Raw genomic sequence first — 24350 nt, forward strand, 5'->3', positions numbered from 1 at the left:
GACACCACCCGTGCCCGGCGAGGAGTTGAGGTGACAGTGGAGCTGCTGCGCAATGCCGTGCGGCCCTACGCGTGGGGGTCCAGAACGACGATCCCCGAGCTGCTGGGGCGCCCGGTGCCGGCGCCGCATCCGGAGGCGGAACTGTGGATGGGCGCCCACCCCGGCGACCCGTCCCACGTCATCGGCCCCGACGGCACCGAGCGGAGCCTGCTGGAGCTCGTCGAAGCCGATCCCGTCGGTCAGCTCGGCACGACCTGCGCCGGCCGCTGGGGCGGCAGGCTGCCGTTCCTGCTGAAGATCCTCGCGGCCGAAGAGCCGCTTTCGATGCAGGCGCACCCGTCGGCCGCGCAGGCGGCGGAGGGGTACGCGCGCGAGGAGTCGGCGGGGATCCCGCGCGACGCCTCGAACCGCAACTACCCGGACCCGACGGCCAAACCGGAACTGGTCTGCGCGCTGACGGAGTTCCACGCGCTGGCGGGCTTCCGCGACCCGGAACGCACGATCGCGCTGCTGAAGGCGATCGAGACGCCCGGGCTGGCGAAGTACGCGGTGCTGCTGGAGGCCCAGCCGGATCCGGCCGGGCTGCGGGCGCTGTTCACCACCTGGATCACGCTGCCGCAGGCGGCGCTCGACGAACTGCTGCCCGAGGTCCTCGATTCGTGCGTGAAGCACGTCCAGGAACGCGGCGAGTTCGACGTCGAATGCCGCACCATCCTGGAGCTCGGCGAGTCGCATCCCCGGGACGCGGGGGTGCTCGCGGCGCTGCTGCTCAATCGGCTCACCCTCAGCGCGGGCGAGGCGATCTACCTGCCCGCCGGCAACCTGCACCTGTACCTGCACGGCACCGCCGTCGAGATCCTGGCGAACTCGGACAACATCCTGCGCTGCGGGCTGACCCCGAAGCACGTCGACGTGCCGGAGCTGCTGCGCGTCGTCGACTTCGCGTGTGGCGAGATGCCGGTCCAGAGCGGAGAACGCGAGGAGCGCCTGTCGGTGTATCGCACCGACGCGCCGGAGTTCGAACTGTCGCGGATCGAATGGGACGCTGGGGACGGCGGCGAGGTCGCCGTCCACGACGTCGGGCCGCAGATCCTGCTGTGCACCGCCGGTGGCCTGCTGGTGACGGCCGACGACGGCGAGCAGGTCGAACTCCGCCGCGGCCAGTCGGTGTGGCTCCCGGCCGCCGATCCGGAGGTCCGTGTGCGTCCGTTGTCCGGGGAGCGCACCCAGGTGTTCCGCGCCACCGCCGGCACCTGCTGATTTTCTCGCGTTCAGTCCTCTGGATGCGGTACTTGCGTGTGCAAGGACCGCATCCAGAGGACTGAACGCGTGCGCGCTGGCCGAAGTGTGTGCGTTCCGTGTGGCGGCTTCCGCAACTATCACCCGAAGGGGTGACCCGGCGCTTGGCGTCGGCTCGCCCCGGATGTCGATAGCCAAGGAGCAGCAGCAGTGACTTCCCATCCCGACGCGGCGAGCGGACGCGCTTACCGGGTGCCGGTCTCCGCGCGCCCCACCGCCCTCCTCGCCGCGCTCGGAGCCGCCGTGGTGACCGTGCTCGTCCCGGTCGTCGACCTGGTGCTCCCGCTGCCGAGCGGCCAGGACCTGGTCGGCTCCGCGCAGGCGCTGTCGGGGCTGGCGGGCGAAACGATCGAGTCCGTCAAGGCCGCGGGCTCCGGTCTGCACGGACTCGCCGCCGGCGCGGAGAGCAGGCTGAGCCTTCCGCTGGTCGTGCTCGTCTCGCTCGGCGCGCAGGTGCTGCTCACGGCCGCGCTGGTGGTGACCGGCAGCCAGCCCGTCCGCGTGATGCTGACCGTCGCCGGGCTGATCAACGTGTTCGCGGTCGCGCGCCTCGGGCCCGCCGCGCCGCCGGTGTGGGACGCCGCGGCCAACGGCGTGCTGGTGATCGTGCTGGCCTGGTTCTCCGCCGGACGGCGAGAACCACGGCTCGCCGCGGTGTGATTCCGGACTGATGGTGATTTCCGGGTGGTGCCCGTCTGAGGGGTCGGGCACCCCCCGGTCAGGCCGGGGCGGGTTCGGTGAGCGACAACAGCAACCGGACGAGGGTCGAAGCGTTGGCGTCGTGGGGGACTTCCAATCGCTTCGCCTCTTCGCCCGCCGCCTCGGCCGCGTTCGTTTCCCCGACGGCCTCGTACGCCCTGCGCAACACGTGCAGGGTGAGGGCCGTCGCGGGTTTCCCGCCCATGGCGCGGAATTCGTCAAGGCACTGGCGCAGCACGGGAATCGCGCGATCGGCCCGCCCGTCGCCGATCCAGCTCGCGGCGATCGCGCGCGTGCACGAAAGCTCTCGCGGTCGTTCTTCGAGCGCTCCGGCCAGCCGTCGCGCGTTCTCGTAGGCCTTCACCGCGTCGTCCCGCCGTCCGGCGCCCGCGAGGATCGCGCCCTGGGTGCGTAACGACTTCGCCAGCGCCGATTTCGCCGTCGTCCGGCGCAGTACACGGACCGATTCCTCGATCGTCGCCAAAGCCTCCTCCGGGCGGCCGTCGAGCATCAGCGACCACGAAAGTCCTTGCAGGGCAACACCGAGCTGCCGTTCGTCGCCGCGTTCGCGCGCGTGCGCGAGGCTACGCCTGTCGATCTCCAGCGCCTCGGAGATCTTGCCGAGGCGGTGCAACGCCGCGGACTCCGCCTGCCGCGCGTACGCCCCACTTTCCTCCACAGTGGACAGTTCGCGGGCCTGGGTCGCGGCGTGCAGGGATTCGCCCGCCCTGCCGAGCCCGACGAGGCAGCGCGCCAGGTTCGTCTCGACCCACGCCTGCGCGGAAATGTCGCCCAGCTCCGCCAATTCCTTCGAACACTCGCGGTAGCCCTCGGCGGCGAGCTCGTACTCGCCGCGAACGTGCAGCAGTACCGCCAGGTTCGCCTCGGCGATGACCATGATGTGCCTGTCACCGGCCTCGCGGGCGGCGTCGCGCAAGGTCTCGTACGCCGTCCGCATGTCGGTGTAATGACTGTGCAAGTACAGGTACGCGCTCAGCCTTTCCAGTATCCGCAACGCTTTCCGCCGCCAGCCGACGGCGCACAGCGACGAGACGGCGGTGACCAGGTTGGCCCGCTCCACGGAGAACCAGGTGCCGGGGTCACGCAGCAGCCGCTCGACCAGCTCGCCGGCCAACGGCTGCGCGGGCACGTCGTGATCCGACAACGGCATCGGCACCGTCCTCGGCAAGCGGCGGGCCGCCGTGTCGGCGAGGCACAGCGCCGCGTCCGACACCTTCGCGACCGTCGCGACCCGCTCGGCGTGGGTCTCCAACGCCCGGCCGAGTTCCGTGGCGAACAAGCGCACGAGATCGTGGACACGGAACCGCTGCTCGCCCGTCGGATCGAGACCGGTGGCTTCGAGCAGGCTGGCCTCGACGAGTTCGTCGATGGCCTCGTCGGCGTTTTCGCTGTCGGCACTGTCGATCAGCGTCGACACCGCCCACGCGGGCAGGTCGAGGGTGCGGCAGCGACCGATCAGCCGGAACGCGCGCCGCGCCGCCGGGCTCAGCGCCTGATAGCTCAACGCGATACTGCCGCGGACCTGGAGATCGCTGACCTGGAGTTCGTCGAGGCGCGAGACCTCGTCCTCCAGTTTCCCGGCGAGCTTCCCGAGCGGAAGACCAGGCCGCATCGCGAGCCTGCTGCCGGCGATCCGCAACGCCAGCGGGAGATTGCCGCAGGCCTTGGCGATGCGTTCCGCGTCCGCGCGTTCGGCGCCGACCCGGTCCGGCCCGGCCAACCGCGCCAGCAGGGTCATCGCCTCGGCGCCGGACAGCGGCGCGAGATGGAGCCGATCCGCCCCCGCGAGCCCGGAAAGCCGCTGCCTGCTGGTGATCAGCACCGCGCTGCCCGGCGTTCCCGGCAGCAGCGCGCGAACCTGGTCGGGGCTCGCGGCGTCGTCGAGCACCACGAGGACCCGCCGATCGGCGAGGCGGCCGCGATAGACCGCCGCCCTGGCCTCTACGTCGTCCGGGATGGCCGGACCGGTGACGCCGAGCGCGCGCAACAGGTCGCCGAGGACGTCGGCGAGTTCGCGGGGGTCTGAGGCGCCTGCCAACGGGACGAACAGCTGACCGTCCGGAAAGGACCGGCGGAGCCTGTGCGCGGTGCTGACCGCGAGCGTGGACTTGCCCGCGCCCGGTTCGCCGGTGATCACCGCGACCGGGACGCCCTTGCCGTCGCCGAGCAGCGCGGAGAGCTTCGCCATCTCGCTCTCGCGGCCGGCGAGATCCGCGATGTCCGGCGGCAGCTGGCAGATCGGGAAGACCGGCGCCGCCTTGGCCGAGGGCACCGGATCCTCGCCGCGCAGCACGGCGGCGTGCACCCGGCGGACCTCGGCGCCGGGCTCCACTCCGAGTTCCTCGACGAGGGTGGCGCGCAGATCGCGGTGGACGGCCAGTGAATCGGCCTGCCGTCCGGCGCGGTGCAGCGCGATCATCAGCTGCGCGGCCAGCCGCTCGCGCAGCGGATGTTCGGTGATCATCGCCTGGAGCTCACCGGTGAGCTCGCCGTGCCTGCCGTCGGACAGTTCGGCGTCGACACAGTCTTCGAAGGCGGCGAGACGTTCCGACTCGAGGCGGGCGATGTCCGCGTCGAGCCGGGGGACGTGCAGTCCGGAAAGGACCGGCCCGCGCCATTCCGCCAGCGCCCGGCGGTAGTGCCCGGCGGCCGCCGCCGGATCGCCCGCCCGCGCCGCCGCTTTCCCCGCCGCGGCGGCTTCGCGGAAGGACAAAAGATCGAGGTCGGCGGGCTCGACCACCAGCCGGTAGCCGTGCGGATCCCGCTCGATCTCCAGCCCCTCGAACCGGGCCCGCAGGCGGGAGACGTACGTGTGCAGATTCGAGGAATACGACTTCGGCGGGGTGTCCGGCCAGAGGGTCTCGACCAGGGCGTCGACCGGGACGGACGAGTTCGCGTTCAGCAGCAGGACGGCCAGCAGGGCGCGCTGGTGATCGCCGCGCGGCGTCGTGCGCCGCCCGGGCGGGCTCTCGATCGTCAGCGGTCCGAGCACGCCGAATCGCGGCACGGGCACCTCCCCAGGTCATGAGAGGGGCGAGACTAGCGAGGAGGCCCGACAATTCTGTGACCTGTCCCGCCCGCCGTGTCCGGGCTCATCCGCACTGCTAGCCTTCGAACCCGGCATATCGGGACACCATTGGGGAGTTGCACGTGTCTGCAGGTGGCGGAACCAAGGCGATCATCGCCGCGCTCGTGGCGAACGCCGGAATCGCGGCCGCGAAATTCACCGGCTTCCTCATCACGGGGTCGTCCTCGATGCTGGCCGAATCCGTGCACTCGCTCGCGGACACCTCGAACCAGGGCCTCCTGCTACTCGGCCAGAAGACTTCGCAGCGCAAGGCGACCCGCACCCACCCGTTCGGTTTCGGGCGGGACCGGTACTTCTACTCGTTCATCGTCGCGCTGATGCTCTTCAGCCTCGGCTCGGTGTTCGCGCTGTACGAGGGCATCCACAAGATCAGCGAGCCGGAGGCCCTGACCTCGCCGCTGGTGGCGGTCGGCATCCTCGTGGTCGCGATCGGGCTGGAGTGCTACTCCTTCTACACCGCGATCCAGGAGTCGAAGAAGATCAAGGGCGACGCGGGCTGGTGGGCCTTCATCCGCCAGGCCAAGACGCCAGAACTGCCGGTGGTGCTGCTGGAGGACGCGGGCGCGCTGCTCGGTCTGGTCTTCGCGCTCGCGGGTGTCGGGCTTTCGGTGATCACGGGCGACCCGGTGTGGGACGGCATCGGCACCGTGACGATCGGTGTGCTGCTCGGCATCATCGCGATCATCCTGATCATCGAGATGAAGAGCCTGCTGATCGGCGAAGGCGCCTCCGAGACCGACCTCGACGTGATCGTCGACGAGCTCGCCGCGGGCAAGGTCGAGCGGGTCATCCACATCCGGACGCTGTACATCGGCCCGGACGAGATGCTGGTGGCCGCGAAGCTCGCGCTGGTGCCGGGGCTGGAGACCGCGGACATCGCGCAGGCCATCGACGACGCCGAAGCGCGTGTGCGGGCGAAGGTGCCGACGGCGAAGCTGATCTACCTGGAGCCGGACCTGGACCGCGCGCTGGCCTGAGCCGGTCTCCGCTCGCTTCACGTGCCATGAAAGGTCCTTTCCTTGCAGAATTTGCAAGGAAAGGACCTTTCATGGCGTTGGCGCGTGATGGGGCCGGGCCGGGGCGGATGCTCGCTTCCGGAGGCGGGGCCGCGACCGCCATCCGGAGTAACCCCGCGTACTCCGGCGATCACCGCCAAGACCTCCCGGTACTTCGTTGCTCTCCCACCGCGCTGGCGATCCGGGCGGAGGATAGGGTCCCTTGAACCGCAGTCAGGTGTAGGAGGTCCAGGGTGCCCGGAAACGGTCTGTGGCGTACGAAATCCATCGAGCAGTCCATCGCGGACACCGACGAGCCGGGGACCAAGCTCAGGCGGAACCTGAGCGCGTGGGACCTGACCGTCTTCGGGGTCGCCGTCGTCATCGGTGCCGGTATCTTCACCCTCACCGCGCGGACGGCCGGTGACTTCGCGGGGCCGTCGGTCTCGCTCGCCTTCGTGTTCGCGGCCATCGCCTGTGCACTGGCCGCCCTCTGCTACGCGGAATTCGCGTCGACCGTCCCGGTGGCCGGGAGCGCGTACACGTTCTCCTACGCCACGTTCGGCGAGTTCATGGCGTGGATCATCGGCTGGGACCTCATCCTGGAGCTCGCGGTCGGCGCGGCCGCGGTGTCGAAGGGCTGGTCCGCGTACCTCGAAACCGTGCTCTCCTACATCTTCGGCAAGGGCACGAAGACGACGTTCGAGCTCGGCCCGATCCCGGTCGACTGGGGCGCCTTGCTCGTGGTGCTGGTGCTCGCGACGCTGCTCGCCGTCGGCACGAAGCTGTCTTCGCGGTTCTCCATGGTGATCACCGGGATCAAGGTCGCGGTGGTGCTGTTCGTGATCGTGCTGGGCATCTTCTACATCAAGGGATCGAACTACACCCCGTTCGTCCCGGACGCCCAGCCCGCCGCGGAGTCGGCGTCGACCGGCGTCGACCAGTCGCTCTTCTCGCTGATCGCCGGTGGCGGCAGCAGCGCGTTCGGCGTCTTCGGCCTGCTGGCCGCCGCGTCGCTGGTTTTCTTCGCGTTCATCGGGTTCGACATCGTCGCGACCACCGCCGAGGAGACCCGCAACCCGCAGAAGGCCGTGCCCCGCGGCATCTTCGGCTCGCTCGCCATCGTCACGGTGCTGTACGTCGCCGTGTCGCTCGTGGTCGTCGGCATGGTGAACTACAAGGATCTCGCAACCTCGGCGGGTGACGGCGGCAAGAAGACGCTCGCGTCCGCGTTCGCGGCCAACGGCGTCGACTGGGCGGCCAACATCATCTCCGTCGGTGCCCTCGCCGGTCTGACGACCGTCGTCATGGTGCTGATGCTCGGCCAGATCCGGATCATCTTCGCGATGTCGCGTGACGGCCTGATGCCGCGCGGCCTGGCGAAGACCGGCTCGAACGGGACCCCGAAGCGCGCGACCGTCGTCGTCGGCGGGCTGGTCGCGGTCGCGGCGACGTTCTTCCCGGCGGACAAACTCGAGGAAATGGTCAACGTCGGAACGCTGTTCGCCTTCGTCCTGGTCTCGGCGGGCGTGCTGGTGCTGCGCAAGACCCGGCCCGATCTGCCCCGCGCCTTCCGGGTGCCGTGGGTCCCGGTGATCCCGATCCTGGCGATCGTCGCCTGCCTGTGGCTGATGCTGAACCTGACCGTGCTCACGTGGCTGCGCTTCCTGGCGTGGATGGCGCTGGGCGTCGTCATCTACTTCGCCTACAGCCGTCGCCGATCACTGCTCGGCAAGCAGGACAAGGGCGAGGTGCCGACGTCCGTTTCGGACTGATCATTCTCGTTTCGGCGGCCCACCATTCCTTTGTGGATGGTGGGCCGTTTTCGTCCCTGGCCCGTCCGGTCTCGGAGTGATAACACCCGGGGGTCCCGGTGCCGCCGTAAAATCCGTGTGCGATACCGTCCGGGACCTTGCTTCCCCCCTGATGGGTTAACGCGACTCCTGCAGAAGTACCGCGAGTTGACCGCGTTCCCTCGGAGGTGGCGCCGCGCTTCGCTCGTTTGTTCCCCCGATCGGTACAGGAGAGCTCCGAATGCAGACCAAGCCCAGACGGCGTGTTCGTTCCGCCGTCACCGTCGTCGCCCTCGCCGCCGTGGCCCTCGTCGGGACCGCAGGCACCGCCCTCGCGACCCGCAGCGACGACCGCGCGACCCAGGTCGTGGATCGCAACGCCACCACTTGCGAGGGGGCCAAGGTCCCGGGCAAGGTCCTGCCCACCTCGGACCTGACCTTCACCGGTGGCACACAGCAGGACAAGTACCTCGACATCACCGCGGTCGCCAAGGGCGTCACCGTCACGGCGATCGTGGTCAAGGGCGGCCATGGCTACAACGTCTACGTGCCAGGGGAGAAGGGGCTGCCCGAGAACCCGCCGTGGACGCAGCTGCGTTCGCCGCTGAACAAGGGTGACCAGCAGGCTGACATCAGCCACTGGTTCGTCTGCGGTGAGAAGACCAAGCCGTCCGAGCCGACGAAGCCGACCGAGCCGACGAAGACCACCACGGCCAAGCCGCCGACGACGGCCCCGACTTCCCCGGACAAGCCGTCCCAGACGTCGGAAGCCCCCAGCAGCACCACCACCGCCCCGGCCCCCGTGGTCGACGGTAACGGCGGCAACGGCGGCGGCCTCGCGGACACCGGTTTCGACAACGCCTGGCTGCTGTGGGCCGGTGGCCTGCTGGTCCTGGCCGGTGCCGGCGTCCTGGTCCTGCTGCGCCTGCGCCGCAAGGCCAACTGAAGCTAGCGACGCCTGAAGGCCCTCTTCCTCGTGAAGGGGGCCTTCAGCGCATCTGCGGGAAGTCCCCGAACAGCGATCCCTGCTCGCCCCAAGGGTTCTTCGGGCGTGGCCTGCCGAGGCCGGCGGCCATCGCGACGGCGTTGTCCCATTCGGCGTCGACGACGTAGTCGGTGTGCTTGAGGACCCCGGGTGCCCAGCGGTGCCGCCCGGTCGGCCCGCGCATCGGGTCGGGCAGCCAGTGGTCGCCGCCGAGGACCAGGACGCCCTGATCGTCGGCCTCGGCGGCCAGCGGCCCGGTCCCGCCGCCGGGCAGGTAGCCGTCGCCCAGCAGTTTCCCGGCCACCACGCGATGACGCCACGTCGTGACGCCGCCGCCGAAGATGTCCGTGCCGCGGCACAGCGCACGCCAGCGGCCGTCGAGGCCTTCGAACAGTCCGGCCAGCTGCGCCTGCGGCAGCATGGCGGGGAAGGCACGCTGGTAACCCCATTGCAGCGGTGACCCCGCGGTCAGCAGCCCCACCCGGTCGCGGTCCTCCGGCGGGAGATCGGCGATCACGCGTGCCGCGGCGAGCACGGTCAGCAGGCTGCCGAGGTTGTATCCGGAAAGCACGACCCTGGTGCCCGGATCGGCCAGATGTTCCTTGACCCGGTCCGCGAGTTCCGGCACGACCTTGAGCGCGTAACTCGGCGGAACGGTCGGATGGGCGGCACGCGGCCAGAAGCAGACGAGATCCGCCAGCGCGCCGAGGTGACGGCTGCGTTTGGGGGTCGTCGCGGCGGCGAACACGACGCGCAGCAGCCCGGCCGCCATCGCGCCCAGCGCGAACACGCCGATCGCGGAGAGAGGCTTGAACCAGCCCGGCAGCGGGCCGAAACCGAAGCGCAGCACCAGGAGCGCCCCGCCGCCCGCCGCCATCGCCAGCGCCACCGTGAGCGCGAGATGGTGCAGATGCTTGCGTTCCCACGACGCACGCGCCCAGGCACTCGCGGCTTCCTCTTCCTGTGCCTTGTCGATCTCCATCAGCGCGACGATCTTCGGGATGCCGCGGCGCAGCCGTCGCAGCGGGACGGCGACCGCGAAGCCCAGCACACCGAGCACGACGGCGAGCGCGAGACCGGCACCCCACAACACGGTCACGAGCGCGTAGGTGTCGGGCAGCCGGAGTTCGTTCGCGCCGACCAGCTGCCGCAGCGCGACCGCGAGCCCCGCGCCGAAGCCGCCGCCGAGCAGACCGGCCAGCGCGACGACCGGCGCCGCCGCCCACCCGCCGAGCCACGGCCGCAGCCGGTGCGGCAGGTGCTTCCACGCCGGCCGTCCGAGCAGGGCCGCCGGGACGAGGATCAGCGCGAACAGCACGGTCACCGCGACCATCGCGGCCCCGAGCGCCTCGACCGTCCCGTCCGCTCCACCGAGCCCACCGCCAGGGAGCCCCGCGGGCAGCGGCGTCCGGCGCACGACGGCGATGCCGACCAGGACGACGGCGACCCCGATCAGCCCGCCCCGGATCACCGGCCCGGCCGAGAAGCCGACCGTCGAGGCCACCAGCGTGGCGAGGACGAGCGCCAGCGCGCAGATCCAGACGATCAGGTCGAACGTCGCGGACGGCAGCCGGAACGGCCCGCCGAGCAGCGGAAGCGCGACACAGGTCAAGGCGGCGACGGTGTGGAGGGTGCGCAGGCCGGGCGTCCGCGGCTGGTCCTGCGGTTGCAGCGGGCTCGAACTGGGGACGCGGTGCAGCCTGTTCCGCGATCGCCAGTCCGACGACGGGATCCGGTCGAGCACGAAGATCAGCGCCAGCAGCGGCAGCACCCCGATCGCCGTCCGCAGCGGCGCGAAGTCCCGCAGGAACGACGGCGCCCCTTCGAGACAGGTCGAACCGGGCGCGAGGCACTGCGCGGCGAAAAGGTCGAGCGAGACCACGGCGAGCTGGCTGATCAGCAACATCGTCAGCAACAGCGAGGCCACCCGCAGCAGCCCTCGGCAAACCGTGCCGAGCAGGGCCGCGAACCGCTTGCCCTCCGGGACCGGCGGCAGCATCCAGTGCGCGACGTTCGCCAGCGAGAACGGGAACAGCAGCGCCCAGGTCGCCTTCGCCGCGCCCCCGGAGGTCATCCCGCTCCACAGGTAGCCTTCGAGGATGCGCGGGATCGAACGGCCGAGCGCGGGCAGCACCGGACCGGGAGCGGGACGGCGCAGCCGGTCCGACGGCCGGATCAGCCTGCCGATCCCATCGCCCGCGACGTCGACCACCGACGTCGAATCCAGCAGGCTTTCACCGCTCGTGCCCACTAGCCCGGGTACGCGTATTTCGACGACGCGGGTATCGGGACCCGGCATGACCACGGTGAAGGCCTCCAAACCGTTCCAGTGGGCTTTGAGCCGACAACGGTACTGTTCCGATGTCATCCAACCTTGGAGGAAGCGCGCATATGACCCCCGAAAGCGTTGCCAAGCGGCACGACACCCGCAACGGCATCGAGTTCGCCGTCGCCGATCTCGAGGCCGCCGAGTTCGGCCGCAAGGAGATCCGCCTCGCCGAGCACGAGATGCCGGGCCTGATGGCGCTGCGCCGCGAGTACGCCGAGGTCTATCCCCTGCGGGGAGCCCGGGTTTCGGGCTCGCTGCACATGACCGTACAGACCGCGGTCCTGATCGAGACCCTCGTCGCGCTGGGGGCGGAGGTGCGCTGGGCCTCCTGCAACATCTTCTCCACCCAGGACCACGCCGCCGCGGCGGTCGTCGTCGGCCCGCACGGCACCCCCGGGGAGCCCAAGGGTGTCCCGGTGTTCGCCTGGAAGGGCGAGTCGCTGGAGGAGTACTGGTGGTGCACCGAGCGGATGCTGACCTGGGACGGCGAGGGTCCCAACATGATCCTCGACGACGGCGGTGACGCCACCATGCTGGTGCACAAGGGAACGGAGTTCGAGAAGGCCGGTGTCGTCCCCGCCCCGGACGAGAACACCTCGGACGAGTTCCGCGTGTTCCTGCAGCTGCTGAGCGCCTCCGTCGCGGCCGACACCGGCAAATGGACCAAGATCGGCGAAGGCGTCCGCGGGGTCACCGAGGAGACCACGACCGGCGTGCTGCGGCTCTACCAGCTCGCCGCGGCCGGTGAGCTGCTGTTCCCGGCGATCAACGTGAACGACGCGGTGACCAAGTCGAAGTTCGACAACCGCTACGGTATCCGGCACTCGCTGATCGACGGCATCAACCGCGGTACCGACGTCCTCATCGGCGGCAAGGTCGCGGTCGTCTGCGGTTACGGCGACGTCGGCAAGGGCGCCGCGGAATCGCTGCGCGGCCAGGGCGCGCGGGTGATCGTCACCGAGATCGACCCGATCTGCGCGCTGCAGGCGGCGATGGACGGCTACCAGGTCAAGAAGCTGGAGAACGTCCTCGGCGAGGCCGACATCATCATCACGACGACCGGCAACAAGGACGTCGTGCTCGTCGAGCACATGGCGAAGATGAAGCACCAGGCGATCCTGGGCAACATCGGCCACTTCGACAACGAGCTCGACATGGCGGGCCTGCAGCGTTACCCGGGCATCCGGCGCATCACCATCAAACCCCAGGTCGACGAGTGGGTGTTCCCGGACGGCAAGAGCATCATCGTGCTGTCCGAGGGCCGCCTGCTGAACCTGGGCAACGCGACCGGGCACCCGTCCTTCGTGATGTCGAACAGCTTCTCCAACCAGGTGATCGCGCAGATCGAGCTGTTCACCAAGCACGAGGAGTACGACAAGGAGGTCTTCCGCCTCCCGAAGAAGCTCGACGAGAAGGTCGCGAAGATCCACCTCGACGCGCTCGGCGGTGAGCTCACGAAGCTGACCAAGGAGCAGGCCGAGTACATCGACGTGGACGTCGAAGGTCCCTTCAAGACCGACCACTACCGGTACTGACGACTGCCATGAAAGGTCCTTTCCTTGCAAAATTCGCAAGGAAAGGACCTTTCATGGCACGCGCTAGCGCCACTCGACCTCTATACCGGCCAGCCCCGGCCCGGCGTCGCTGAAGAAACCGCTGGTCACGCCGCCCATGTCGAGGGGCAGCTCCTCGGACTCGACGGGCACGGCGTCGTCGCGCGTCCGGAACTGCCGGGTGCAGCGGGCGGGCAGCGCGCCGAGCGCGAACTTCAGCTGCACCAGGTAGCTCGAGCACTGGTCCCGCAGCATCCGGAAGTACCCCGGCGACGCGGTGCCGGAGTCGTCGCGGACCTCGAAGCAGAACACATGGATCTCGCCCTCGGCGAGCTTCCGGTCGAAGAGCAGTTCGGTGGCCATCGTCTCGGCCCCGGCGTTGCGCCGGATCCGGCCGACCCGGCAACCCTCGGCGGTGATCAGCTCGACGTCGCCGATGTTGCAGCCCGGGTCGCCGTTGTAGACGGTGACGTACCGGTCCGGGCCGTGCCGCCGGGCCCGGCACACCAGCCGGGTCTGGAGGCCGACCTGCCGGTGCGCGGCGTCGAAGGTGATCGTGTCGTGCACCGAGAGCATCTCGAGGTCGGCGTTGTAGCGATTGGACGACGGGTACGCGCCCAGTTCGGCCAGCAGCTGGTCGACGATCGAGCCCATGTCGCCGGACCGGATGTCGTGGAACGACGCGGCCATCTGGTGTCCGCGCGCCCGCGCCGTCCGCGGTCCGATCAGCACGACGAGCGCGTCCGGGGGCAGTTGCAGCACCGATTCCAGCGCACGCACCGCGGGCAGCGCCTTGGGCACCTCCGGCTGCCGCAATCCGCGCTGCCAGTAGCTCAACGTCGACTGTCCGATTTGGACGCCGCGGAGCCCGAGGTGGGCGCGGAGCCGGGCGAGTGACAGGCCCCGGTAGGCGATCGCCTGCCGGAGCGCGTGGTGGAATTCGCCGCTGCGGAGGGCCTCGACGAGTTCTTTGGGCAAGGCTTCGAGCGGCTGACGGCGCGTGCCGTCGATGATCGTCGGGGTGTCGTCGTTCGAGGCATGCCCTCCCGCCGAGGACGCGTCAACTCGAGTCGAGGCGAGCTTTCCCGCCGAGAACGTATCGGCACCGTCTCGTGTCACCGCTCGTCCCTTCACCAGACCAGTGTGTGCGCTGAGCGTGAACACCGCGGAACGTTCACGTTAGCAGCGCACTGTGAACACTACGTCCCCCGTTCGGGGTGGTTGACCCCGGAAGAGTGACCGTTCCGGGGTATGGAAACGCCCCGGAACGGTCCGTTCCGCCGAGTGCCCATCTTGCTCTGTGTGAGCCTGCTGTTCACCGTTGTGACCACATTGGTTCGCCATGGTGACCAGGAGGCCCGTCGTGCCTGTGTTCTCGAGGAGGTTTTGCGCCGCCGGCGCCGCGAGTCTCGTGGCGTGGCTGGCGATCCAGACCCCGGCGAGCGCGCTGCCCTCGCCGCCTGCCCGCCAGAACCCCATCGCCATGCAGACGCAGGAGAAGTCCCAGTGGTGCTGGGTGGCTTCCGGCAACACCATCGCGGCACACCACGGCGTGACCGTCACTCAGAACGAATTCTGCCGGATCGCCCACGACGAGCGCCGCCGGGAGTGCGCCGACGAGCCGGGAACGCTGGGTGACGTCCGGCGCGCCTTCGGCAAGCTCGGCTTCGCGGCCCCGGGGAACTACCTCAAGAGCCGCATCCCCTTCGCCGCCGTCCAGGCCCAGACCGGCGACGGCAAGCCCGTCCAGACGCGGGTCGGCTGGGCCGCGGGCGGCGGCCACATGCACGTTCTCTACGGCCACGACGCCGGCCGGAAGTGGATCTCGTGGGGGGATCCACTGCCCACCGGCAACCGCTACAACTGGTCGACCTACGACTTCTACTCGGCGAACAAGTCCTTCACCTGGACCCATACGCTCACCGGGATCCGGCGATGAGCGCGCGGAAGTTCCTCGGGCTCGCCGGGCTGGTCGCGGTCGCGCTGCTGGTCTCGGCGCCCGGAGCGCGCGCGGATCACCTGTCCGGTGAAGATCTCGCGGCCGCGAAGGCGGCTGCCGACGACCCCACGCTGCGTGCCGAAATCGGCCGCTTCTTCACACAGACGGGTGGTTCGGGCACTGCGCCGTCGGTGAGCGTCGTCGACGAATCCTTCCCGGTTTACGAGCTTTCGAGGGATTTCGTCGCCGGTGACGGCGCGGTCGCCGGGCGGCTCGCCTACGTCGCGGTACCGGTGGCGGCGTCCGACGGGCGGACCGCGACCGTCTGGTCGGTCCGCGGCGACGACGGCGTCTGGCGCGTCGGCAACATCGCGTCGGGTGACCGGGAAAGCGAACTGGCCCGGCGGCTGCCCGCCGGTGCGACGCTGCTCCACGAACCCCAGGTCGACGCCTGGTACGCGCTGCGCGACGGGCGGGTGACCCTGCTCGACTCGGGTGCCAGCGGCTACGCGAGCGGCGCCTCGGCCACCCTCGCGGAGTACCAGAAGACCGTCTCCGGCCGGTACGGCGCCATGCTCGCGAACTCGCCGTACGCCCAGGAGGGCAAGGCAGGCGGCTACAACGCCCAAGTGATGCCGCGCGGCGACGGCGGCCCCGCGCCCGACGCGCAGGACACCGGCTTCGTGCCGCTGCTGATCTTCGGCGGCTTGCTCCTCATCGGTGTCGCCGGCTTCTTCCTGCACTCGAAGAGGCGCGTCCCCTAGCGGACCGGTGGGCCGGACGTGAGCTGACCCGTCTGGCCCGCCGGTCGACCACCTCGTCATCCATCCATGCCCCCGCCACCGCCCTCAACGGAACCGCTTCGCGGTGCTGGTCATCCATCCATGCCCCCGCCACCGCCCTCAACGGAACCGCTTCGCGGTGCTGGTCATATTCTGAGCGCGTGGGACGACTCGTGGTGATCGAAGGTCTGGACGGCGCGGGCAAGCGCACCCTCGCCGACGCGCTGACCGGCGCGCTGAACGCGGCCGGGGCGAGCGTCACGTCCATCGCGTTCCCGCGGTACGGCGAAAGCGTGCACGCCGACCTCGTGAAGGAAGCGCTGCACCGCGGCCACGGCGACCTCGCCGACTCCGTCTACGGCATGGCGATGCTCTACGCGCTCGACCGGCGGGGCGCGGCCGACGAGATCCGCGCTCGTCTCGGCGATCACGACGTCGTGCTGCTCGACCGGTACGTCGCGTCGAACGCGGCGTACGGCGCCGCCCGGCTCCACCAGGGCGCGGACGGCGAGTTCGTGCGCTGGCTCAAGGAGCTGGAGATCGACCGGTTCGGCCTGCCGGTGCCCGTCGCGCATCTGCTGCTCCGGGTCACCGCCGACGTCGCCGCCGACCGCGCGCAGCGGCGCGCGGAGAGCGACGCCGACCGCGCGCGGGATTCCTTCGAGACCGACGACGCGCTCCAGAAGCGGTGCTCGGTGGTCTACGACGAGCTCGCCGCGACGGGCTGGCTCGCGCCCTGGCACGTCCTCGACGGCGTCGCCGGCGTGGACACCCCGGCGCTCGCCACCTCCCTCCTCCGCACTTAGTCCTCTGAATGCGGTACTTGCGCGCGCAACTACCGCGTTTCGTCCTCCAAACGCGTGAGCAGCCAGGAGTGGAACTCGCCGATGTGGTGTTCGGACGGCATCAGCACCCCGCCGCCGCGGTAGGCGCGGGACGCCATCGCGGGCTGGCAGCGTTCGCAGGCGTCGAAATCCTGCTCGTTGACGCGGTGGAACAACTCCACCGACCGGGACACGTCCCGGCCCGACGCCACGACCTCCTCGGAATAGAGCCAGTCGCATTCGACGACCGTCCGGTCCGGCGCGAGCGGGTACATCCGGTGGAAGATCACGTGGTCCGGCACCAGGTTCACGAACACCTGCGGCCGGATGGTGATCGCGTAGTACCGCCTGTCCTGCTCGTCCGCGACACCGTCGAGCCGGTCGAAGCCCGTCGTGCCGTCGATGGTGAAGCCGTCCACGGCCTCGCCGAATTCGGCGCCGTGCCCGACGTAGTACTGCGCCGCGTAGCCGTCGGCGAACTCCGGCAGCATCTCGGTCAGCTCCGGATGGATGGTCGCGCAGTGATAGCACTCCATGAAGTTCTCGACGATCAGTTTCCAGTTCGCCTTGACGTCGTAGGTGATCCGGCGCCCGACCGAGAGCCGGTCGAGACCGTACCGCTCGATCGATTCCAGGTCGCCCAGCCGTTCCCGCACCGCGCCTTCGACGTCGTCCTCGAACGACGGCGGGTCCGCGGCGAGGCAGACCCACGCGTAACCCAGCCATTCGCGCAGGCGGACGGCGTGCAGCCCGTATTCGGAACGGTCGATGCCGGGAAGGCTCGCCAGGTTCGGCGCCGCGATCAGCTCGCCGTCGAGCCCGTACGTCCACGCGTGGTACGGACACTGGAACGCGCGTTTCACCGTGCCGGACTCGTCGGTGCACAACCGGGCCCCGCGATGGCGGCAGACGTTGAGGAACGCCCGCAGTCCGCCGTCCCGTCCGCGGCTGACGAGCACGCTCTCCCGTCCGACCTGGACGGTCCGGAAGTCGCCGGCCGACGGCAGATCCGCCGCCCGGACCGCGCAGAACCACTGACGTTCGAAGATCTTTTCCTGCTCGGCAGCGAAGATCGCGGGATCGGTGTAGTAGCCGCCACTCAGCGTGGGAATGAGACTCGTCATCTCGGGACTCCGGCGAACCGGGCGGGATCGAACAGGGCGACCGGATGCCCGGTCGCGCCGTCCACGACAAGGTCGGCGAGGATATCACCGACCACCGGGACGAACTTGAAGCCGTGCCCGGAGAACCCGCAGGCGACCACCACGCGTTCGTGCGCGGGATGGCGGGAGATGACGAAATGTTCGTCGGGCGTGTTCGTGTACATACAGGTCGCCCCGCGCAGGAAGGTGCCGGGCAGCGCCGGCATCTTTCGCCGGACGAACTCCGAGATCTCGCCGACCTCCTCGGGGTGCACCGTCCGGTCGATGGACTCGGGTGTGCAGGTCTCACCGCCGCGGAAGAACGCGACCTTCACGCTCCCGGCGTCGTCGTGCGAGGGGAAACCGTAGAACTGGCGGCCGTTCGCGCCTTCCCAGACGTAGATCGGATGCCGTCCGGCGCGGAACGGCTCCGCCCCGCCCGACGGCGCGAACCAGTACTGGACCTGGCGTTCGACGGTGAAGCCGATGCCGAGCTCGGCGAGCAGTTCCGGCGCCCACGCGCCGGGGCAGATCACCAGTTGTGCCGCCGTGTAGAAGTTCTGTGACGTCGCCACCCGGACCCCGGTGGACGTCTCCCGCCACGAAAGGACCTCCTCTTCGTGGTGCAGCTCCGCCCCGGCCCGCGCGGCGAGCTGGAGATGCGCGGCCACACTGCTTTCCGGCACCACGAACCCGGCGTTCTCCTCGTACAGCGCGATCTCGTGATCGTCCGGGTTCATCGTCGGGAACCGGCGCCGGATCTCCGCCGCGTCCAGCAGCTCGTGCGGCAGCTCCCATTTCCGGGCGCTGGCAAGGCTTCCCGACACCGTCCTGGACTCGGGGCCGCCGAGCATGATCCCGCCGCACCGGGTGAAGATCTTCCGGCCGGAGTCGCGTTCGACCCCGTCCCACAGTTCGTGCGCCCGCAGCAGGAGCGGGACGTACGCGGGATCCTCGAAGTACGCCTGCCGGGTGATCCGCGAGCCGCCGTGGCTGGACCCGAGGTTGTGCACGGGCGCGAAGCGGTCGATGCCCAGCACGCGCTGACCTCGCCGGGCGAGCCGGTACGCCGCGGCGCTGCCCATCCCGCCGAGGCCGATGACGATGACGTCGTAGTGGCTCATGCGGCGCTCCTGATCCGGTTCATGCCGGGGTCGAACAGCGGTTCACGCGCGACGACGGCGGGGATCCGCTCGCCGAAGTACTCGATCTCCAGGGGCCTGCCCGGCTGGGCGAACTCCAGCGGAAGCCAGGCGTACGCGATGTTCTTGCCGACGGTGTAGCCGTACGCGGCGCTCGTGACGTACCCGGCGGGACGCCCGTCGGCGAACACCGGCTCCTTGCCGAGCACGACGGAGTACGGATCGTCGACGGTGAGACAGGTCAGTTTCCTGGTCACCGTTTCGTCCGAGCGACCGGCCAGCGCGTCCCGCCCGATGAAGTAGCCCTTGTCCATCCGCACGGCGAAGCCGAGCCCGGCCTCGTATGGATCGTGCTCGGCGGTGACGTCCGTTCCCCACAGCCGGTATCCCTTCTCCAGCCGCATGCTGGAGAAGGCGTCCCGGCCGGCGGCGATGATCCCGTGTGCCTGCCCGGCTTCCCAGAGCGTGTCCCACAGACGGCGGCCGAGGTCCGCGCTCGTGTACAGCTCCCAGCCGAGTTCGCCCACATAGGACAGTCGCATCGCGGTCACCGGCACCTGGCCGACGTACGCCTGCTTCGTCTTGAAGTAGCCCATCGCCTTGTGCGAGAAGTCCGTTGTGGACAGTGGCTGCAGTACCGCTCTGGCCAGCGGTCCCCACAGGCCGATGCAGCAGGTACCCGGCGTGGTCTCGTGGATCTGCGCGGCACCGTCGCCGGGGAGATGCCGCCGCAGCCAGTCGATGTCGATCGCGCTGTTCACGCCGACCTGGAACCTTTCGGCGCCGAGCCGGGCGACGGTCAGGTCGCCGCGCACGCCGCCGTCCTCGTCGAGCGACAGCGTGTAGGTGACCGAACCGGGCTTCTTGTCGAGCTGGTTCGTGGTCATCGTCTGCAGGAACGGCAACGCGCCGGGGCCGGTGAGCTCCACCCGTTTCAGCGAGGTCATGTCGAACATCGCGACCCGTTGCCGCGCGACCAGCGCTTCGGCGCCGCCGATCGGCGACCAGTACCGCGCGGCCCAGTCGTTGCGCTCCGGGATGAGAGCGACCTCCGGAAGGTCCGCGTTCGCCTCGTACCAGTGCGGACGCTCCCAGCCGCTCGCTTCGAGGAAGAACGCGCCGAGCTCCTGCTGCCTTTCGTAGAAGGGACTCGTTCGCAGCGGTCGCGGATCTTCCATGGGCTGCAAGGGGTGGACGACGTCGTAGACCTCGGTGAAGCTCTGGCAGCTACGGGCCATGACGTAGTCCGGGGCGAGCTGCACCTGCTCGAACCGGGCGAGGTCGCACCCGTGCAGGTCCACGCCGGGCTGGCCGTCGACCAGCCACCGCGCCATGGCCCTGGCGACTCCCGCCGAATGCGTGATCCAGACGGCTTCGGCGACCCAGAACCCGTCGAGCTCCGGGTGTTCGCCCAGCAACGGCATCCCGTCCGGGGTGAAGGAGAACAGGCCGTTGATGCCTTCCTCGACCTTGGTCTCGCCCAGTGACGGCAGCAGGTCGACGGCGGCGGCCCAGGACGGCTCGAAATCCGCGGGGGTGAACGCGAGTTCCGACGGCATCCCCTCGCCGGCGCCGATTTCGTGGGGAGGCAAGGGCATCGGCGGGTGCCCGTACGCGCCGATGCCGATCCGATCGACGTGCTCGCGGAAGTAGAGATCGGCGTCCTGATGCCGCAGGATCGGCCGCGTGGCCTCCTCGGTCACGCCGGCGAGTGACGGCAGCGGGCTGGTGCGCGCGTACTGGTGCGCCATCGGAACGAGCGGGATCGCGAGGTCCACCAGGTCGCCGAGCAACGGCCCCCACATCCCGGCGCACGAGAGCACGATGTCCGCGCGGAAGCTCCCGGTCTCGGTGGTGACGCCGGTGACCCGGCCGCCCGACCCTTCGATCCCGACGACCTTCTGGTGCGCGAGGAACTTCGCGCCGCGCGCGATCGCGCGGCGTGCCTGCGCCTCGGCGGCACGCAGGGGTTTGGCCAGGCCGTCGGAGGGGATGTGGAACCCGCCGAGCACCTTGGCCGGATCGAGCAGCGGATGCAGCGCGGCGCATTCGTCCGGCTCGACGAGCCTGCTTTCGACGCCGGACGCGGTGGCCCAGCCGTGCCGCCGCTTGAGATCGGCGAGCCGTTCCGCCGTCGTGGCCACCTCCAGCCCGCCGACGGTGTGGAAACACGGGTTCCCGTCGAGGTCGAGCGCGCCGTACTTCGCGACGGTGTACGCGGCGAACTCGGTCATCGTGCGGCAGGAGTTGGTCTGGAAGACCAGACCGGGTGCGTGCGAACTCGACCCGCCGGTGGTGAACAGGTCGCACTGGTCCAGCACGGTGAGATCGGTCCAGCCACGTTCGGTGAGTTCGTCGGCGAGGGCGCAGCCGACGATGCCTGCGCCGATCACGACGACGCGGGGTCCTGGGGGCATGATGCGGGGTACCTCCTGCCTGCCCTGGAGAATCCACAAAGGACACGAGGGCATCGGGGTGACAGGCGCTGTTGCGGATGAGGCACGTTGTTCCGTCTTCAGCAACAAAGTGCGGCACGTGCGGGCGCGCTGTCAAGAGCCCGAAGAGGTCGGCCTCTTCACTCGGTGAAGTACCCCAGCTGCGCCGAAAGATCCGCCGACGCCTCGGTGAGCGGCCGGACGATCTGCCGCACCCGCTGTTTCGACAGCCGGTACGACGGGCCGGAAGCGCTCATCGCCGCGACGACGTCGCCACCGGGGCCGCGCACCGGCACCGCGACCGCGTGCATCCCCAGCTCCAGCTCCTCGAAGCAGGCCGCGTACCCGTCCTCGGCGACCCGCTCCAGCTCGGCGGCCAGCTCCTCAGGATCGACCGTGGTCCGCGGCGTGAACCGTTCGAGCTTCCGCCGGAGTAAACGTTTGCGCTCGACGTCGCCCAGGTACGCGAGCAGCACCTTTCCGCTGGACGTCGCGTGCAGGGGAGTGCGCTGCCCGGTCCAGTTCTGCGTGGTGATCGCGGCCGAGCCGCGGGCCTGGCTGACGTTGATCGCGACGCCGTCGTCGGCGATCGCGATGTTGACCGTCTCGCCGAGCGTCTCCGCCAGGCCCTGGCAGGTCTGCCTGCCCAGTTTCGCCAGGTCCATCCGGCCGGTGGCGGCGCCGGCGAGCCGGACGACACCGAAGCCGATCGCGTACTTCCCGCGTTCGCCGAGCTGCTCGACGAGACCGCGATTCTCCAGGACACTCAGCAGGCGCGACGCCGTCGACTTGTGCACGCCGAGTTCGCCCGCGATCTCGGTGATCCCGGTTTCCCCGTTGCGCGCCAGCAGTTCCAGCACGCTGATCGCGCGGTCGACGGACTGCACCTGACTGGGCGTTGCGTTCCCCGCGTCCTGGTTCCGCATGACGCAACAGTAGCCGTTTCGCCCGCATTCGCTCGGCTGAGTGGGCGAATCCCTTGACGTACCGGCCCCTCCGGGGTGATTGTTGCGCAGAGCACATCCTGTCTCGTAATACGCAACATCAACCACCGTCGGTCCTTTCCCCGGAGGCCCCGATGATTCGTGCCTGCTCCGTCTCCGAACTGGCCGAAGGCGAAGCCCTTCGCCTGCCGGGCCCCGTTCCCGTCTCGGTCTTCCATGCCGGGGGCGCCTATTACGCCCTCGACGACACTTGCAGCCATCAGGACGCGTCGCTCGCGGACGGCTGGATCGAGGGCTGCTACGTCGAATGCCCGCTGCACGCCGCGCGATTCGACCTGCGGACCGGCGCCCCGGACTGCCTGCCGGCCAAGAACGCCGTGCGTACATACCCGGTCGTGATCGCGGACGGCGTGATCTACGTGGACACCGAGGCGCGCCAGGAAGTGGCTTGAGAACGATCGCCGTCGTCGGCACCTCGCTGGCGGGACTTCGCGCGGCACAGGAGTTGCGCGGGCGGGGTTTCGACGGGCGGCTGGTGATGATCGGCGCCGAACCGCCGTACGACCGGCCGCCGCTGTCGAAGGATTTCTTGCTGGGCAAGGTTTCCGCCGATGATCTCGCGCTCGCCGGGCAGGACGATCTCGACGCGCTGGCCGCCGAATGGCATCTCGGTGTCCGCGCCGAGAAGCTCGGCCGCGAAGGCGTGACGCTCGGCGACGGCACCACGATCGCCGCCGACGGCTACGTCATCGCGACCGGGGCTGTGGCCAGAACCCTCGACGCGGCAAGGGATCTGTCCGGTATCCACACCTTGCGGACCCTCGGCGACGCGGTCACGCTGAAAGCCGCTCTCGCGGCGGGGCCTTCCTCGGTCGTCGTCATCGGCGCGGGATTCATCGGCGCGGAGGTCGCGTCCGCGTGCCGCCTGCTCGGGCACGAAGTGACGGTGGTCGAGGCGACGCCCGTGCCGCTCGCCTCGGTCCTCGGCGCGCGGATGGGCGCGGTGTGCGGGGAACTGCACGCCGAGAACGACGTCCGGCTGATCACGGGCGTGCCTGTCGCAGGGTTCGACGGTGACGGTCGCGTCACCGGCGTGCGGCTCGCCGACGGCCGCGGGCTTCTCGCCGATCTCGTCGTCGCCGGAGTGGGGGCGCTGCCCGCCACCGGATGGCTGACCGGCTCCGGGCTCGCCGTCGACGACGGGGTGCTGGTCGATTCCGGCTGTGTCACAGCGAATCCCCGAGTGATCGCGGTGGGTGACGTCGCGCGGTACCGCTGTCCACTGCGCGGCGGGCGGGTCCGCGCCGAGCATTGGACGGCGGCCTCGGAACAGCCGGGCGTCGCGGTCGCGAATCTGCTCGCCGGATCGACCGTCACGCATTTCGCACGACACGGTTACTTTTGGTCCGATCAGTACGGACGGCGGCTCCAATTCGCCGGAGTGGCCACGGAAGACGTGCGGATCGCCGAAGGGGACGTCGCTTCGAAGCGGTTCGTCGCGACCTATCACCGCGGCGACGTCCTGGCCGGTGTGTTCGCGATCGACTCGCCGAGGCCGTTCACCAGGCTCCGACGTGCGCTCTAGGGCCCGAAGACCCTACTCGGATGGAGCAATTTGCCCGATTCGATGATCTTTCTGGTGGTCACATCGCCGGGTCGCGCGCTCGCGCGGGGAAACTAGTGCGAACATAGGTTTATGAAGGCACGTGTTCTGGTCGTCGACGACGACCCTGCTCTCGCGGAGATGCTCACCATCGTGCTGCGTGGGGAGGGGTTCGACACAGCGGTCGTGGCCGACGGCTCACGGGCGCTGCCCGCGCTTCGCGAGCTGAAACCGGACCTGGTCCTCCTTGACCTCATGCTGCCCGGGATGAACGGCATCGACGTCTGCAAGGCGATCCGGGCCGAGTCCGGCGTGCCGATCGTGATGCTCACCGCCAAGAGCGACACCGTGGACATCGTCCTCGGGCTCGAGTCGGGGGCCGACGACTACGTGGTCAAGCCCTTCAAACCGAAGGAGCTCGTGGCCCGCGTCCGCGCCAGGATGCGCCGCACCGAGGCCGAGCCCGCCGAGTCGCTGACGATCGGCGACCTCGCGATCGACGTCCCCGGCCACGAGGTGACGCGCGAGGGGAAGGCCATCCCGCTGACCCCGCTCGAGTTCGACCTGCTGGTCGCGCTCGCCCGCAAGCCGCGTCAGGTGTTCACCCGCGAGGTGCTCCTCGAGCAGGTGTGGGGATATCGCCACGCCGCCGACACCCGGCTGGTGAACGTGCACGTCCAGCGGCTGCGTTCGAAGGTGGAGAAGGACCCGGAACACCCCGAGGTGGTGTTGACCGTTCGTGGCGTCGGGTACAAGGCCGGCCCGCCGTGATCACCC

Annotated in this window: 19 protein-coding genes; 12 read left to right on the forward strand and 7 right to left on the reverse strand. The window is 69.7% G+C overall.

The features are described 5' to 3' along the window. The first annotated feature begins 36 nt into the window (after positions 1 to 36). The gene (gene manA, locus AC0685_RS16515) at positions 37 to 1260 is read left to right on the forward strand and encodes a mannose-6-phosphate isomerase, class I (RefSeq protein WP_478226410.1); all 1224 of its coding nucleotides are present in this window, start codon (positions 37 to 39) and stop codon (positions 1258 to 1260) included. 189 nt (positions 1261 to 1449) lie between these two features. Beyond that, on the forward strand, positions 1450 to 1959 hold the full coding sequence (locus tag AC0685_RS16520) for a hypothetical protein (protein WP_478226285.1): 510 nt from the start codon (positions 1450 to 1452) through the stop codon (positions 1957 to 1959). A 58-nt stretch (positions 1960 to 2017) separates the two neighbouring features. Here the strand turns inward: AC0685_RS16520 and AC0685_RS16525 are convergent, their stop codons facing one another. Further along, the gene (locus AC0685_RS16525; protein WP_478226286.1) at positions 2018 to 5026 is read right to left on the reverse strand and encodes an AfsR/SARP family transcriptional regulator; all 3009 of its coding nucleotides are present in this window, start codon (positions 5024 to 5026) and stop codon (positions 2018 to 2020) included. Positions 5027 to 5169: 143 nt separating this feature from the next. Between AC0685_RS16525 and AC0685_RS16530 the strand changes: the two genes are divergently transcribed. The 3 genes from AC0685_RS16530 to AC0685_RS16540 all read left to right on the forward strand — a co-directional run bounded on the left by AC0685_RS16530 (position 5170) and on the right by AC0685_RS16540 (position 8841). Further along, complete coding sequence (locus tag AC0685_RS16530; RefSeq protein WP_478226287.1) at positions 5170 to 6084, forward strand: cation diffusion facilitator family transporter; 915 nt, start codon at positions 5170 to 5172, stop codon at positions 6082 to 6084. A 272-nt stretch (positions 6085 to 6356) separates the two neighbouring features. Beyond that, a complete protein-coding gene (locus AC0685_RS16535; protein WP_478226288.1) occupies positions 6357 to 7877 on the forward strand; it encodes an amino acid permease in 1521 nt (506 codons plus the stop codon). Between the two features lie 259 nt (positions 7878 to 8136). Further along, entirely contained in the window at positions 8137 to 8841 is a 705-nt protein-coding gene (locus AC0685_RS16540; RefSeq protein ID WP_478226289.1) for an LPXTG cell wall anchor domain-containing protein, read from the forward strand. A gap of 43 nt (positions 8842 to 8884) precedes the next feature. Here AC0685_RS16540 and AC0685_RS16545 read toward each other — a convergent pair whose 3' ends face one another. Next, positions 8885 to 11179, reverse strand: a complete 2295-nt coding sequence (locus AC0685_RS16545) for a hypothetical protein (RefSeq protein WP_478226411.1) — start codon at positions 11177 to 11179, stop codon at positions 8885 to 8887. 92 nt (positions 11180 to 11271) lie between these two features. Between AC0685_RS16545 and ahcY the strand changes: the two genes are divergently transcribed. Then, on the forward strand, positions 11272 to 12744 hold the full coding sequence (ahcY, locus tag AC0685_RS16550) for an adenosylhomocysteinase (RefSeq protein ID WP_478226290.1): 1473 nt from the start codon (positions 11272 to 11274) through the stop codon (positions 12742 to 12744). 63 nt (positions 12745 to 12807) lie between these two features. Here the strand turns inward: ahcY and AC0685_RS16555 are convergent, their stop codons facing one another. Beyond that, entirely contained in the window at positions 12808 to 13776 is a 969-nt protein-coding gene (locus AC0685_RS16555; protein ID WP_478226412.1) for a hypothetical protein, read from the reverse strand. 355 nt (positions 13777 to 14131) lie between these two features. On the opposite strand from AC0685_RS16555, the gene AC0685_RS16560 reads away from it, so the two are divergent. The 3 genes from AC0685_RS16560 to AC0685_RS16570 all read left to right on the forward strand — a co-directional run bounded on the left by AC0685_RS16560 (position 14132) and on the right by AC0685_RS16570 (position 16289). Next, positions 14132 to 14701 (forward strand): papain-like cysteine protease family protein, encoded by a 570-nt coding sequence (locus tag AC0685_RS16560; RefSeq protein ID WP_478226413.1) that lies wholly within the window; start codon positions 14132 to 14134, stop codon positions 14699 to 14701. Beyond that, on the forward strand, positions 14698 to 15465 hold the full coding sequence (locus AC0685_RS16565; protein WP_478226291.1) for a hypothetical protein: 768 nt from the start codon (positions 14698 to 14700) through the stop codon (positions 15463 to 15465). Before AC0685_RS16560 ends, AC0685_RS16565 begins: the two co-directional genes overlap by 4 nt. Positions 15466 to 15656: 191 nt before the next feature. Beyond that, positions 15657 to 16289: a dTMP kinase gene (locus AC0685_RS16570; RefSeq protein ID WP_083650100.1), complete on the forward strand. Its 633-nt coding sequence runs from the start codon at positions 15657 to 15659 to the stop codon at positions 16287 to 16289. Between the two features lie 29 nt (positions 16290 to 16318). Here AC0685_RS16570 and AC0685_RS16575 read toward each other — a convergent pair whose 3' ends face one another. The 4 genes from AC0685_RS16575 to AC0685_RS16590 all read right to left on the reverse strand — a co-directional run bounded on the left by AC0685_RS16575 (position 16319) and on the right by AC0685_RS16590 (position 21952). After that, positions 16319 to 17431: an aromatic ring-hydroxylating oxygenase subunit alpha gene (locus AC0685_RS16575; protein ID WP_478226292.1), complete on the reverse strand. Its 1113-nt coding sequence runs from the start codon at positions 17429 to 17431 to the stop codon at positions 16319 to 16321. Further along, positions 17428 to 18573, reverse strand: a complete 1146-nt coding sequence (solA, locus tag AC0685_RS16580) for an N-methyl-L-tryptophan oxidase (protein WP_478226293.1) — start codon at positions 18571 to 18573, stop codon at positions 17428 to 17430. The genes AC0685_RS16575 and solA overlap by 4 nt, the downstream gene beginning before the upstream one ends. After that, positions 18570 to 21008: a GcvT family protein gene (locus AC0685_RS16585; protein ID WP_478226294.1), complete on the reverse strand. Its 2439-nt coding sequence runs from the start codon at positions 21006 to 21008 to the stop codon at positions 18570 to 18572. Before AC0685_RS16585 ends, solA begins: the two co-directional genes overlap by 4 nt. A 158-nt stretch (positions 21009 to 21166) precedes the next feature. After that, positions 21167 to 21952, reverse strand: a complete 786-nt coding sequence (locus AC0685_RS16590; RefSeq protein WP_478226295.1) for an IclR family transcriptional regulator — start codon at positions 21950 to 21952, stop codon at positions 21167 to 21169. Between the two features lie 152 nt (positions 21953 to 22104). Between AC0685_RS16590 and AC0685_RS16595 the strand changes: the two genes are divergently transcribed. From AC0685_RS16595 to mtrA, 3 genes are all read left to right on the forward strand, one after another. Continuing rightward, positions 22105 to 22422 carry a bifunctional 3-phenylpropionate/cinnamic acid dioxygenase ferredoxin subunit gene (locus AC0685_RS16595; protein WP_478226296.1) on the forward strand — a complete coding sequence of 106 codons (318 nt, stop codon included), beginning with the start codon at positions 22105 to 22107 and terminating at the stop codon, positions 22420 to 22422. Continuing rightward, a complete protein-coding gene (locus AC0685_RS16600; protein WP_478226297.1) occupies positions 22419 to 23555 on the forward strand; it encodes an NAD(P)/FAD-dependent oxidoreductase in 1137 nt (378 codons plus the stop codon). Before AC0685_RS16595 ends, AC0685_RS16600 begins: the two co-directional genes overlap by 4 nt. A gap of 111 nt (positions 23556 to 23666) precedes the next feature. Then, positions 23667 to 24344 (forward strand): MtrAB system response regulator MtrA, encoded by a 678-nt coding sequence (mtrA, locus tag AC0685_RS16605; protein ID WP_005150760.1) that lies wholly within the window; start codon positions 23667 to 23669, stop codon positions 24342 to 24344. The last annotated feature ends 6 nt before the right edge of the window (positions 24345 to 24350 follow it).

This window comes from Amycolatopsis sp. NPDC043889 (genome assembly GCF_056435645.1).